Annotated in this window: 11 protein-coding genes and 1 pseudogene; 4 read left to right on the forward strand and 8 right to left on the reverse strand. The window is 66.1% G+C overall.

All coding sequences use genetic code 11. The features are described 5' to 3' along the window. The 3 genes and pseudogenes from B8115_RS04160 to B8115_RS04170 form a co-directional block, all read left to right on the forward strand. Positions 1–190 (forward strand): annotated as a pseudogene (locus B8115_RS04160) (single-stranded DNA-binding protein); the annotation flags it as partial. A 31-nt stretch (positions 191–221) separates the two neighbouring features. Beyond that, entirely contained in the window at positions 222–1115 is an 894-nt protein-coding gene (locus tag B8115_RS04165; RefSeq protein ID WP_010626496.1) for a sugar nucleotide-binding protein, read from the forward strand. Further along, positions 1112–1870, forward strand: coding sequence for a 1-acyl-sn-glycerol-3-phosphate acyltransferase (locus tag B8115_RS04170; protein WP_010626497.1), 759 nt, complete (start codon positions 1112–1114; stop codon positions 1868–1870). The genes B8115_RS04165 and B8115_RS04170 overlap by 4 nt, the downstream gene beginning before the upstream one ends. 82 nt (positions 1871–1952) lie before the next feature. Here B8115_RS04170 and fabB read toward each other — a convergent pair whose 3' ends face one another. Together fabB and fabA are read right to left on the reverse strand one after the other, a co-directional pair. Then, positions 1953–3170 (reverse strand): beta-ketoacyl-ACP synthase I, encoded by a 1218-nt coding sequence (fabB, locus tag B8115_RS04175; RefSeq protein ID WP_010626498.1) that lies wholly within the window; start codon positions 3168–3170, stop codon positions 1953–1955. 14 nt (positions 3171–3184) lie between these two features. After that, the gene (gene fabA, locus B8115_RS04180) at positions 3185–3700 is read right to left on the reverse strand and encodes a 3-hydroxyacyl-[acyl-carrier-protein] dehydratase FabA (protein ID WP_010626499.1); all 516 of its coding nucleotides are present in this window, start codon (positions 3698–3700) and stop codon (positions 3185–3187) included. Between the two features lie 245 nt (positions 3701–3945). On the opposite strand from fabA, the gene B8115_RS04185 reads away from it, so the two are divergent. Further along, positions 3946–5808, forward strand: coding sequence for a bifunctional diguanylate cyclase/phosphodiesterase (locus tag B8115_RS04185; RefSeq protein WP_010626500.1), 1863 nt, complete (start codon positions 3946–3948; stop codon positions 5806–5808). 5 nt (positions 5809–5813) lie between these two features. Here B8115_RS04185 and B8115_RS04190 read toward each other — a convergent pair whose 3' ends face one another. From B8115_RS04190 to B8115_RS04215, 6 genes are all read right to left on the reverse strand, one after another. After that, positions 5814–7073 carry a class I SAM-dependent methyltransferase gene (locus tag B8115_RS04190; RefSeq protein ID WP_010626501.1) on the reverse strand — a complete coding sequence of 420 codons (1260 nt, stop codon included), beginning with the start codon at positions 7071–7073 and terminating at the stop codon, positions 5814–5816. Next, positions 7070–7843, reverse strand: coding sequence for a DUF1365 domain-containing protein (locus B8115_RS04195; RefSeq protein WP_026037874.1), 774 nt, complete (start codon positions 7841–7843; stop codon positions 7070–7072). Before B8115_RS04195 ends, B8115_RS04190 begins: the two co-directional genes overlap by 4 nt. Then, the gene (locus tag B8115_RS04200; RefSeq protein WP_010626503.1) at positions 7840–9186 is read right to left on the reverse strand and encodes an NAD(P)/FAD-dependent oxidoreductase; all 1347 of its coding nucleotides are present in this window, start codon (positions 9184–9186) and stop codon (positions 7840–7842) included. The genes B8115_RS04195 and B8115_RS04200 overlap by 4 nt, the downstream gene beginning before the upstream one ends. Positions 9187–9190: 4 nt before the next feature. After that, on the reverse strand, positions 9191–9976 hold the full coding sequence (locus tag B8115_RS04205) for an SDR family NAD(P)-dependent oxidoreductase (protein WP_010626504.1): 786 nt from the start codon (positions 9974–9976) through the stop codon (positions 9191–9193). Between the two features lie 28 nt (positions 9977–10004). Beyond that, positions 10005–10445: a nuclear transport factor 2 family protein gene (locus B8115_RS04210; protein WP_010626505.1), complete on the reverse strand. Its 441-nt coding sequence runs from the start codon at positions 10443–10445 to the stop codon at positions 10005–10007. A 35-nt stretch (positions 10446–10480) separates the two neighbouring features. Further along, a partial coding sequence (locus B8115_RS04215) for a deoxyribodipyrimidine photo-lyase (protein WP_010626506.1) occupies positions 10481–11274 on the reverse strand: 794 nt, incomplete at its 5' end.

The raw sequence follows: 11274 nt of genomic DNA on the forward strand, positions 1-11274 counted from the left end.
CGGCGGCTTCGGCAACAATGCGCCGCAGCAGGGCGGCTATGGCGGCGGCCAGCCCCAGCAGCGCCCGCCGGCACAGGGCGGTCAGCCTCAGCAGGGCGGCCAGCCTCAGCAGGGCGGTCAGAAGCAGAACAACTACGGTGCCCCCGACCCGGGCAGCTTCGACGATTTCGACGACGAGATCCCGTTCTGACGCTGCCCGTCCCAGGCTGCCGGAGGCTATCGTGAAGCTGTTGGTACTGGATGCCGGCCACTGCCTCAACCTGGCGTTGGCCAGGCTGGCGCATCGGCGTAGCGACACCGAGCTCGTCATCGAGCCCGGTTTGAACATCGATGCCGCGCTGCTGCGCGAGGTGGCTCCTGCGGCGGTGATCATTCCGCCGCTCTCGGCGCCGATGGAGATCGAGCCGGCCGCCGTCGTGGCGCATGGCGAGGGAGTGGACGCCTGCCTGGCAGCGTGCCGCGAGACCGATACGCCGCTGGTCTGGTGCGTATCCGACCAGCTCTACCAGGACGGCTTCGAAACGCCCATCGACGAGCATGTGATTCCGGCACCCCGCGACGAAAGCTTGCGTCGCCTGATCGCCATCGGCGATCGCGTCCGTGCTGGCCATCCGCGCCATCTGATCGTGCGGCTGGGGCCGTTGTTCGCCCTGGAGGGCGGGCATGCCTGGCTCAGCGGTGTGATCGACAGCCTGGTTAGCGGGGAAGAGGTGCGGGCGGCGCAGGACGTGATCTTTTGTCCCACTGCCGCCGACGCCGTGGCCATGGCGCTGGTCGGCATGCTGCACCAGCTGACCTGTGGCTCGAGCGCCTGGGGCGCCTACCACTTGGCAGGTACGGAGCCGGTCAGCGCTTACACCTTCACCACCATGGTGCGCACCCAGCTGTCGACCCGGCTCGAGGGGCTGGGGGAGCAGATCGAGCTGGGCGAGGTGAAGGCGCTCAAGCATCATCATGACCAGCCGCTGCGACGAGTGCTCAACTGTCGACGGGTGCTGGAGGCGTTCGGCGTGCATCAGAAACCCTGGCGCCTGGAAGTGGGACGTCTGCTCGATGAGTGGTGCCAGGCGCGCCGCGCCAGCCGACTCGATGAAGAGGGCGGCACGACCCCATGAATGTGTTGCGCAGTCTGCTGTTCTATGTTGGTTACTTTCTTGCCATTCTGGTTTTCGGTGCGCTGTTGCTGCCTGTGGCGCCGCTGCTGGCGTTGCCGGCGCGCTATCGGCTGCTCAATCTCTACAATCATTTCCTGACCGCCTGGTTTCGCTGGACCTGTGGTGTGACCTATCGGGTCCGTGGCCGAGAGCATCTACCTGATGGGCCCTGCGTGATATTGGCCAATCACCAGTGCGAGTGGGAGACCATCTTCCTGCAGATTCTCAAGCCACCGGTGTGCACGGTACTCAAGCAGGAGTTGTTGCGTATTCCGCTGTTCGGTTGGGGGCTCAGGCTGCTACACCCCATCGGGCTCGACCGCTCGAAGCCGGCGCGGGCCATGCGCCAGGTGCTGAGCCAGGGGGTGGCGCGACTGCAGGAGGGGCTGTCGGTATTGATCTTTCCCGAGGGCACTCGGGTGGATCCGGGCCAGCGGCGGCGTTACAACAAGAGCGGTGCCGTCATCGCCTGTCGCGCCGGTGTCCCGGTGGTGCCGGTGGCGCACAATGCCGGCGAGCGCTGGCCGGGGCGGCAGTGGGTGAAGAATCCGGGAGTGCTCAACGTGGTGGTGGGCGAACCCATTGTGACCGAAGGGCGTACGCCCGAGGAAGTGCTGAAAGAGGTCGAAGCCTGGATCGAGGCGCGCCTGGCCGAGATTTCCGAAGTGCCGCGCCCGGCCGATGCCAAGCCCGCCGTGGGGGCCAGCGTCGACTGAGCGCTGTCGCCTGGCTTACGCAAAAGGCGCCCTGAGGAGGGCGCCTTTTGCGTTGGCCGTGGGCGTGAGCCGCCTGCCTGGATCAGTCGCGGTAGCGCTGCAGCACCAGGCAGGCATTGGTGCCGCCGAAGCCGAAGCTGTTGGAGAGCACGCGATCCACGCTGACACCGTCGCGCAGACTGGTCACGATATCGAAGCCGGCCGCCTGGTCGTCGAGCTCCTCCACGTTGGCCGAGGCAGCGATGAAGCCATGCTCCATCATCAGCAGGGAGTAGATGGTCTCCTGCACGCCGGTGGCGCCCAGCGAGTGGCCGGTCAACGACTTGGTGGAACTCATGGGCGGCGTGGAGTCGCCGAAGACCTCACGGATGGCCTTGAGCTCGGCCACATCGCCCACCGGCGTGGAGGTGCCGTGGGTGTTGATGTAGTCGATGGAGCCGTCGACGCCGGCCATGGCCTGACGCATGCAGCGCACTGCGCCCTCGCCGGAAGGGGCGACCATGTCGTGGCCGTCGGAGGTGGCGCCGTAGCCGACCAGCTCGGCGTAGATCTTGGCCCCGCGTGCCTTGGCGTGTTCGAGCTCCTCGAGCACCAGCATGCCGCCGCCGCCGGCGATGACGAAGCCGTCGCGGGCCTTGTCATAGGGGCGCGAGGCCTTCTCGGGCGTCTCGTTGTACTGGGTGGAGAGCGCGCCCATGGCATCGAACAGGCACGACAGGGTCCAGTGCTCCTCTTCGCCGCCGCCGGCGAAGACGATGTCCTGCTTGCCCAGTTGGATCTGCTCCATGGCGTTGCCGATGCAGTGGGCCGAGGTGGCGCAGGCGGAGGAGATGGAGTAGTTGACCCCCTTGATCTTGAACGGCGTGGCGAGACACGCCGAGACGGTGCTGCCCATGGTACGGGTGACCCGGTAGGGACCGACCCGGCGCAGGCCCTTCTCGCGCATGACATCGGCCGCTTCGACCTGGTTGGCGCTCGAGGCGCCGCCTGAGCCGGCGATGAGCCCGGTGCGCTCGCTGGACACCTGCTCGGGAGTGAGCCCGGCGTCCTCTATGGCCTGCGCCATGCTGACATAGGCGTAGGCCGCGGCATCGCCCATGAAACGGCGCAGCTTGCGGTCGATCAGGGCGTCGAGATCGATATCCACGACCCCGGCGACATGGCTACGAAAGCCAAGTTCAGCGTACTCCTCCTTGAAGCGAATGCCCGAGCGCCCATTCCGGAGCGCCTCGACGACCGCCTGCGGGTCGTTGCCCAGGCAGGATACGATGCCCAGGCCGGTGACTACCACTCGTCGCATGGAAGCCTCCTGTATCAGAAATTCGCGGTAGAGGTGAACAGGCCGACACGCAGATCGGTGGCCTGGTAGATGTCGCGGCCATCGACCGACACGGTGCCGTCGGCGATACCGAGAATCAGGCGCCGGGTAATGATGCGCTTGATGTCGATCTTGTAGGTGACCTTGTTGGCGTCGGGCAGGATCTGGCCGGTGAACTTCACCTCGCCACAGCCCAGGGCGCGGCCGCGGCCGGGGTGGCCGAGCCAGCCCAGGTAGAAGCCCACCAGTTGCCACATGGCATCGAGCCCCAGGCAGCCGGGCATGACCGGATCGCCAGGGAAGTGGCAGTCGAAGAACCACAGGTCGGGATGGATATCCAGCTCGGCGATCAGTTCGCCCTTGCCAAAGTCGCCCCCATCTTCGTAGATGCGGGTGATACGATCGAGCATCAACATGTTGGGTGCCGGCAGCTGAGCGTTGCCGGGGCCGAAAAGCTCGCCGCGGCTACATGCCAGCAGTTCTTCGCGTTCGAAAGAGTGTTGCTTGGTCACTGAGTCGTTCCGAGTCACAGTTGTAATGGGCCTTTCCGCATGCAGTGCAGCGGCGGCGTGGCGCAGAGCCGACCCGCCCGGGCGGCCCTGCCTAGTCTACTGGCCGTGGCCTTCGATTGCACGTCAGGCATGACGCGACCTTCACCACGGATTAAAGTGTCGGCGTCAAGTGTCGATACTCAATGAAGGGTCGATGCATTGCATGGGCGCAATTTACTCTCTCCACCGTCATTGCGGGATCTCACATGCGGCCATCCTCCGCCTTCAATCGACCGCTGCTTTGGGCTGCCATGGTAGCGCTGCCGGCCTGCATCTGGCTGCCCGATCCCGGTTTGCGGACGGTGGCGGTCGGCATCGTGGCAATCGGGCTCTGGGTGGCCTGGCGTCAGATCAAGCGCGATCGTCAGCACGCCGACCTGATGCAGCAGGCGCTGATGCTTTCCGAAGAGGGCGTGCAGATCACCGATGCCGACAATCGCATTCTGGCCGTCAATCCCGCCTTTACCCGCATCACCGGTTTCACCGAAGACGAGGTGCGTGGGCTTAGCGCCGCCAGCCTGGCGGCGTCGCGTCATGATTCGGCCTTCTTCAAGCGCTTCTGGCAGACCCTGCACAGCAAGGGGCGCTGGGAGGGCGAAATCTGGAATCGGCGCAAGCAGGGGGATGAATTCCCGGAGTGGCTGCGGGTCAAGGCGGTGACCGATGGCCGTGGTCGCATCACTCACTATGTGGGCACTTTCACCGACATCTCGGTGCACAAGGCGCGCGAGCAGGACCTGCGGCGCATCGGCTTCGAGGATCCGCTCACCGGGCTGCCCAACCGTCGGCGTTTGCACGATCTGATGACCTCACGTCTGCGCCATCTGCGCGCTGGCGAAAGCCTCGACATGGCCATCATCGACATCGACGGCTTCAAGTCGGTCAACGACAGCCTGGGGGTGGAGCAGGGCGACCGTCTCTTGGCCCGCTTCGGCCAGCGGCTGGCGCATCATATGGCGGGCGGTGTGGTGGGGCGCCTGGGCGGTGACGAATTCCTGGCCATTCGTACCACTACCTTCGATGATCATGACAAGTGGGTTGCCGGCCTGCGCGACCATCTGGGCGAGCCGTTCGAGGTCGGCAGCAAGACGCTGCGCCTGGGGCTCTCCATCGGCAGCTGTCGGGCACCGGAGGATGGCAAGGAGTCCAGCGTGCTGTTCCAGCGTCTGGAGTCGGCGCTCTATTCTGCCAAGCGCCATGGGCGCAACGTCAGTCGGCGTTTTCGTCCGGCCCTCGACGTGCAGGACTCACCGCAGATGGCGCTGGTCTACGGCCTGCGTGACGCGCTGGCCAACGGTGAACAGCTCGAACTCCACTACCAGACCCAGCATCGCGTGATGGACGGCGCCGTGGTCGGCATGGAGGCGTTGCTGCGCTGGCGGCACCCGGAGCACGGCATGGTCTCGCCCGGCGACTTCATCCCGTTGGCCGAGCGGCACGGGCTGATGGGGCCGCTGGGCAATTGGGTGATCGACGAGGCACTGGCGCAAATGGCGCGCTGGCGCGAGATGGGGCTCCCGCAATTGCCGGTATGGATCAATATCTCGGCGATCCAGATGTTTCAGGGTGAACTGGAAGCGGCGCTCGCCGCCGGCCTGGCCCGGCATGGTATCGAGCCCTCTCAGTTGGGGCTGGAACTCACGGAGTCGGTACTGCTCGACGAGCGCGCCGGCGATATCGTGCCGCGCCTGGAAGCGCTGCGCGCCAAGGGGCACCGCATCGCCATCGACGACTTCGGCATGGGTTATTCGTCACTGAGCTATCTGAAGAACCTGCCGCTGGACAAGCTCAAGCTCGACCGCGCCTTCATCCGCTCGTTGCCCGACGACCCCGCCGATGCCGCCATCGTCAGCGCGGTGCTGGCCATGGCACGCGGACTGGGGCTCGACGTGGTGGCCGAAGGCGTTGAAACCCACGGTCAGCTCGGCTTTCTGCAGCAGGCCGGCTGCCGTCTGGTACAGGGGTACCTCTACTCCCGCCCGGGGCCGGCAGAGGTGATCGAGGCCCAATGGCAGGCGCTCAAGACCGACTCGGCGGGGCTGATGCTACGTGCCGAACCTACTGCATAGCACCATTAGAGCCGGGGTACAGGTCGGGCTCCGGGTTTGGCAAGCAGCAGCTGGCTGGTGCCGATGGAGCGCTCGGTGAACCCCGCTTCGCAGTAGCACAGGTAGTAGCGCCACAGGCGAATGAAGCGTTCGTCATAGCCCAGCCGCTGCACGGTCTCCAGGTTGGCTTCGAAGCGGTGGCGCCACTCGCGAAGCGTGCGGGCGTAGTGTGGGCCAATCTCCTGCAAGGCCACCAGGTTGAGCGAAGTGCACCGGGTCAGGCCATCGAGTATGGCGCGGTGCGAAGGCAGGAAGCCGCCGGGGAAGACGTGGCGCTTGATGAAATCCACCTCGCGTCTGGCCGCCTCGTAGCGCTGGTCGCGGATGGTGATGGCCTGCAGCATGGCTAATCCATCCACCTTCAGCAGACGGTCGAGCGTGGCCAGGTAGGTGTCGAGGTACTGGTGGCCGACGGCCTCGATCATTTCCACCGAGACCAGCCGGTCAAAGCGGCCTTCGAGTTCGCGGTAGTCCCGCTGCAGCACCGTGATCTGCCCTTCCAGCCCCGCCTCGCGCACACGCTGCCGCGTATGCCGATACTGTTCGCTGGAAATGGTCGTGGTGGTGACCCGACAGCCGCGGGTGACGGCGGCATGGATGGCCAGGCCGCCCCAGCCGGTACCGATCTCCAGCAAGTGATGCTGCGGCTGCACGTCGAGCTGGGTCAGCAGCAGGTCGAGCTTGTGAGTCGAGGCCTCCTCCAGGTTGGCTTCCGGATGTGGAAAGACGGCGCTCGAATACATCCGGTGACGCTGATCGAGGAAGAGAGCAAAGAGCTCGTTGCCGATGTCGTAATGCGCGGCTATGTTGCGCCGGGCGCGGCTGAGCGTATTACCCAGCAGGCGCTGCCCCAGGCTGCCCAGCCAGATGCCTGCCCGCGCCACTCGGGATCCCACATCACCGTCGAGCCGCTCCATGTTGATGGCGCACAGCCGAATCAGACCGACCAGGTCGTCGACGTCCCAGTCGCCATCGACATAGGCTTCGGCCGCGCCGAGGCTGCCACCCAGAGCCAGCCGGCGCCACGCTCTCGCCCGACGCACCACCAGGGTGACCTGCAGTGGGCCACCCTGTCCGAGCCGGTGGCATTGGCTGCCTTCGATCAACGTGATGGTACCGCCCGCGAGGCTGCCGAGCTGAGCCAGCATACGCGGCCGCAGCCAACGTATCAGGGCCGACTCGGGTTCGGGTAGCGGCCGCTCGGGGTGAGTGCGGAGCATGTTCACGGCGTGGTCTCCTTGCGCTGAGGGTGGTCGTGGACGGGAACCCCCTTGGCCCAGAGCCTGAGTGCCTCGTAGTGAATGGCGGCGAGGGTCTTGAGGTTCATCCAGGGCTGGCGCGCCAGGGCTGCAAGCAGCGCCCGGCGTGTTGCGGGTTGCATCGCCAGGGTCAGGCTGGCATCGAAGTGGCGCTCCCCCTGGCGCCAGGTTTCCATGTGCAGGGACAACGTTTCGCCCGGGGTGTTGAAGCGCCAGCGGTAGGTCATGTCCAGCGGCAGAAAGGGCGAGACATGCAGGGTCTTGGCGAATTCGGCGGCGTGGGTGTAGCGCCCTGGCGCCACGGCACAGGCATAGCGAGTTCGCTCCCGCCATGGCGTGTTGGTCACCTCGCCCAGCACGGCGCCCAGGGCGCCGCCCTCTTCCTCACGCTGATAGAGGTAGTAGAGCGAGATGGGGTTGAAGCCCGAGCCCAGGGTGCGTAACTGGGTGAGCAGGCAGACCCTCCCCTGGGGCGCCCGGCCGAGCTGGCGGGTGACTTCGTCGCGGGCCGCGTCGGCCAAGGAGGATGAGTAAGGTGCCAGATAATCCTCGCGGCGAAAGCGCGCCAGGGCCGGGCGCCGGGTGCTGAAGCCCGGCACGCCGTCGAACAGCTCGGGCAGCTCGTCGAGATCGAGCCACATCATCCACACCCTATACTCGAACCGATGGCTGCGGGGCAGGTGGCGGCGATGCAGCAGTGTGCCATGGCAGACACGTGAGCGTGGTAACGTCGTCATGCGCTGACCGTCGTCCTGGCCGGCGTGCCGACGGCGTGCGAGCCGCTTTCGTCGCAGCCCAGCGCATGAGCCACCCGCAGTGCGCTCCACACGCCGTCTTCGTGGAAGCCGTTGCGCCAGTAGGCACCGCAGTAGTGGGTATGCAGGTGGCAGCCCGAGATCTCGCCATGCCTGGCCTGGGCGTGCTGACCGGCCAGGCTGAACTGAGGGTGGGCGTAGCGAAAGCGTCCCAGTACCCGGCTGGGGTCGATGGCGTCGGCGTCGTTGAGGGTGACGCAGAAGGTGTGCGGCGCCTCGAGCCGTTGCAGGATGTTCATGTTGTAGGTCACTGAAGCCCGGGCGTCGTCGCCGCGTGCGTCCAGGCGATAGTTCCAACTGGCCCAGGCGCGTCGGCGCCGCGGCAGCAGGCGGGTGTCGGTATGCAGCACCACCTCGTTGCCGGCGTAGGGCAGCGAGCCCAGCACCTCACGCTCGGCCTGGCTGGCATCCTCGAGCAGCCGCAGCGCCTCGTCGGCGTGGCAGGCCAGCACTACCTGATCGAAACTTTCCCGGCCGCGCGGGGTGGTCAGCACGACGCCGTTGGCGCTGCGGCGAATGCCCCGGACCGGGGTGGCCAGCCGGATCCGCTCGGCGTAGGGGGCCGTCAGGTCGGGAATGTAGGCCCGCGAGCCGCCGACCAGGGTGTACCACTGGGGGCGGTGACGTAGCGACAGCAGGCCGTGATGATGGAAGAAGCGGACGAAGAACAGCGCCGACATGCGGCGCATGTCGCCCAGGCTAGCCGACCAGATGGCCGCGCCCATGGGCAGCAAGTAGCGGCGCTGGAAGTCGACGCCGAAGCCCCAAGTGTCGAGATACTCGGCCAGGGTGAACGCCGCCGACAGCCGCTCGTACCTGAGATCGTCGCTGGCCTGTCGATTGAAGCGCAGGATGTCGGCCAACAGACGATGGAAGCGCGGGCTGACGAGGTTGCGACGCTGAGCGAACAGCGAGCCTAGGGTGTGGCCGTTGTACTCGAAGTCACGCTGCGTCTCGTGCACGGAGAAGCTCATCTCGGTGGGCTGCACGGCGACACCGAGCTGTGTGAGCAGGCGCTGGAAATGCGGGTAGGTGCGATCGTTGAAAACGATGAAGCCGGTGTCGATGGCGTAGCGGCGAGCGTCGAGTTCGACGTCCACGGTGGCGGTATGCCCACCCAGCCGCTCAGCCGCTTCGAACAGCGTGACCTGGTGGCGGGCGCTGAGGTACCAGGCGGCCGCCATGCCGCTGATGCCGCTGCCCACCACGGCGATGCGCTGAGCGGGAACCGCACGATCAAGAGGCGAAGAAAGGCTGGCGGTCATGGCGTCAGGTCTCCATGGCGGGGTGGCGGACCAGACACTTGCCCAGCCGAAAGCGCAGCGACGGCGGCAGCAAGCCGAGCAGGCGGATGCCATAGGTGAAGCGGCGCGGAAAGTGAATGTCGAGGCGGCGCTTCTCCAGGCCGGCCACGATGGCCTTGGCCGCCGCTTCCGCCGAGATCCGCATGGGCATGGCGAAGTCGTTGCGCTCGGTCAACGGGGTGGCGACGAAGCCGGGATGTATCAGGCTGACGTCGATGCCCTCATGGGCCAGATCCAGACGCAGCGACTCGAGATAGTGGCTCAAGGCGGCCTTCGAAGCGCCGTAGGCCTCGGCCCGTGGCAGCGCCAGGTAGGCCGCAGCGCTAGAAGTGGCGGCCAACAGGGGGCGTTTCCCCGCCTGCCGAGCTTGGCGCAACAGCGGCAGAGCGGCAGTGGTGCAGTACACCGCGCCGAAGAAGTTGACCGCAAAGACGCGCTCGACCAGGGCGCTGTCCAGGTGTGGTGGATCGAGGTACTCGCAGGTGCCGGCATTGAGAATCGCCATGTCCAACTGGCCGAACAGGTCGCCGAGGTGGCGGCCGGCCGTTTCCACGGCGTTGCGGTCGGTCACGTCGAGCGGCAGCGGCAGAGCGTTGCTCCGGCCTTCGCTCAGCGCCTTCAGCGCCGGCTCGCTGCGCCCGCTCAGCGCTACCAGGTGGCCTTCGTCGAGCAGGCGAGTCGCCAGGGCACGTCCGATGCCCGAGCTGGCGCCGGTCAGCCAGATTCGCCGATTTCCACTCAGAAGGGCCATGCCTGCTCCTTGATGTTTGAACCTGCGCCTAGCCTGCCACCCGTCGCTTCAGCCAGCGCACCATGCCGCCAATGGCGGGTAGCTGCTCGTAGAGCATTGCGCCGGCGTCGAAGTAGTCGCGATGCCGACAGACCCGCTGCGGCTCAGCGGGCGAGAAGGTCAGCTGTGAGCAGCCTTCCACTGCGATGGAGTTGCCGCCTGCCAGGCGTGGGTGCCTCATTTGCATCGTCCAGGTGACGTAGGCCTGCCGCTCTACTCTCAAGCTGTCGTGAAAGACGAAACGGCACTCCGTCACGTTTTCGTACAGTTTGAGGAAGTGGGCTTCGAGCGCCTCTATCCCCTCGATCCGATGGAAAGGGTCGATGAACGTCACATCGCGAGTATATAACTCGTACAATAATTCTGTACAGTTTTTGTCTAGCTTATTGAAGGCGGCGCAAAAGGTCGCCAGGGTGTCGTCCTGGTGCATGCTGGTCTCTCCTGTTGGGAAGGGGCGGCCTGAGGTCAGGCGTTCGGCGGCAGTGACTTGAAGGCGTCAAGCGCGCGGGCGCGGGCCGCCTTGTGGTCGACGACGGGGCGGGGGTATCCCACCTGGTTGCACTGCGCGGCGCTGGGGGCGTGGCGATCCCGCGGCGCCAGTGCTGCCAGTTCGGACACGTATTCGGCGATGAAGCGAGCGTCCGCATCGAAGCGGTGCGACTGGGTGGTGGGATTGAAAATGCGGAAGTAGGGCGCCGCATCGGTACCGGTAGAGGCGGCCCACTGCCAGCCACCGTTGTTGGCACAGAACTCGCCGTCCACCAAGTGGCGCAGGAAGAACGCTTCACCCCGCCGCCAGTCGATCAACAGATGCTTGCTCAGGAACATCGCCGCGATCATGCGCAGCCGGTTGTGCATCCAGCCGGTGCGCACCAGCTGGCGCATGGCGGCGTCGACGATGGGGTAGCCGGTGCGTCCCTCGCACCAGGCATGAAAGCCGGCTTCGTCGTCACGCCAGGCCAGCGCTTCGGTGTGGCGCTGGAACGCGCGATGGCGACAGACCCGGGGAAAGCCCACCGCCACGTGGTGATAGAACTCGCGCCACACCAGCTCGTTGACCCAACTGGCGATGCCGGCATCGCCCTCCGCCAGGCTGCCGTCGTTTTCACTCAGGGCCGCCTGCAGGCATTGGCGATGGGAGATCATGCCCAAGGCCAGATAGGGCGAGAGTTCGCTGGTGCCGGCGAGAGCCGGAAAGTCGCGCTGTCCGGCGTAGTGGCGCGCGCGAAAGCGCAGGAAGCGCTCCAGGCGGTCGGCCG

This window comes from Halomonas sp. KM-1, assembly GCF_000246875.1.
Taxonomy (GTDB): Bacteria; Pseudomonadota; Gammaproteobacteria; order Pseudomonadales; family Halomonadaceae; genus Halomonas; species Halomonas aerodenitrificans.

Bases quoted from the DNA above. Each gene is read 5' to 3' on its own strand.
- B8115_RS04170 (WP_010626497.1), top strand. From the start codon at position 1,112: ATGAATGTGTTGCGCAGTCTGCTGTTCTATGTTGGTTACTTTCTTGCC.
- fabB (WP_010626498.1), bottom strand. From the start codon at position 3,170: ATGCGACGAGTGGTAGTCACCGGCCTGGGCATCGTATCCTGCCTGGGC.
- B8115_RS04185 (WP_010626500.1), top strand. From the start codon at position 3,946: ATGCGGCCATCCTCCGCCTTCAATCGACCGCTGCTTTGGGCTGCCATG.
- B8115_RS04195 (WP_026037874.1), bottom strand. From the start codon at position 7,843: ATGACGACGTTACCACGCTCACGTGTCTGCCATGGCACACTGCTGCAT.
- B8115_RS04200 (WP_010626503.1), bottom strand. From the start codon at position 9,186: ATGACCGCCAGCCTTTCTTCGCCTCTTGATCGTGCGGTTCCCGCTCAG.
- B8115_RS04205 (WP_010626504.1), bottom strand. From the start codon at position 9,976: ATGGCCCTTCTGAGTGGAAATCGGCGAATCTGGCTGACCGGCGCCAGC.
- B8115_RS04210 (WP_010626505.1), bottom strand. From the start codon at position 10,445: ATGCACCAGGACGACACCCTGGCGACCTTTTGCGCCGCCTTCAATAAG.